Genomic DNA, 1,101 nt, shown 5'->3' on the forward strand with positions numbered 1-1,101 from the left:
CGCGTTGCCGTTGACGATCAACGGCAAACTCGACACCCGCGCCCTGCCGGCACCGGAGTATCAGGACACCGATCATTACCGCGCCCCGGCCACCCTGATCGAGGAGATCTTGGCCGGTATCTACGCCCAAGTCCTCGGGCTCGAGCGAGTCGGGGTCGACGACTCCTTCTTCGACTTAGGTGGGGATTCACTCTCGGCGATGCGCCTGATCGCCGCGATCAACACCAGCCTGGACGCCGGCCTTTCAGTACGAACCGTGTTCGAGGCGCCCACGGTGGCCCAGCTGGCACCCCGTATTGGCGGGGAGGCGACTCGGCTTCCGCGGTTGGTGCCAGTTGAGCGGCCGGAGCATATTCCGTTGTCGTTTGCGCAGAGTCGGTTGTGGTTTATCGATCAGTTGTATGGGCCGTCGCCGATTTATAACTTGGCGGTGGCGTTGCGGTTGTGTGGGCGTTTAGATGGTGCGGCGTTGGGTGCGGCGTTGGGTGATGTGGTTGCGCGTCATGAGTCGTTGCGGACGTTGTTTGGTGCGGTGGGGGGTGCGCCCGAGCAGGTTGTGGTGGCGTGTGAGCGCGCCGATGTGGGTTGGCAGATTGTTGATGCCACTGGTTGGTCGGCGGCGCGGTTGGGTGAGGCTATTGATGCGGTGGCGCTGCAGCCGTTTGATTTGTCGACTGAGATTCCGTTGCGGGCACGGCTTTTGCGTGTTGGTGATGAGGAGCATGTGTTGGTGGCGGTGGTGCATCATATCGCTGCTGATGGTTGGTCGATTGCTCCGTTGGTGCGTGATTTGGGGGTTGCGTATGCCAGCCGCTGTGCCGGGCAGGCGCCGGGGTGGTCGCCGTTGGCGGTGCAGTATGTCGATTACACGTTGTGGCAGCGGGCAATTCTTGGTGATTTCGATGATGGTCAGAGTCTGATTGCTGGGCAGTTGGGTTATTGGCAGGATGTGTTGGCCGGGATGCCCGAGCGGTTGGTGTTGCCTACTGATCGGCCGTATCCGGCGGTGGCTGATCAGTGTGGTGCCAGTGTGGCGGTGCAGTGGCCGGCGCAGTTGCAGCAGCAGGTTACTCGGGTGGCTCGTGAGCATAATGCGACGAG

Annotated in this window: 1 protein-coding gene; it reads left to right on the forward strand. The window is 61.9% G+C overall.

Going from position 1 to position 1,101, the window contains the following annotated elements; genetic code table 11:
• A partial coding sequence (locus AC5Y5W_RS24930; protein WP_500022662.1) for a condensation domain-containing protein occupies positions 1 to 1,101 on the forward strand: 1,101 nt, incomplete at both ends.

The organism is Mycobacterium sp. NGS51, from assembly GCF_059812525.1.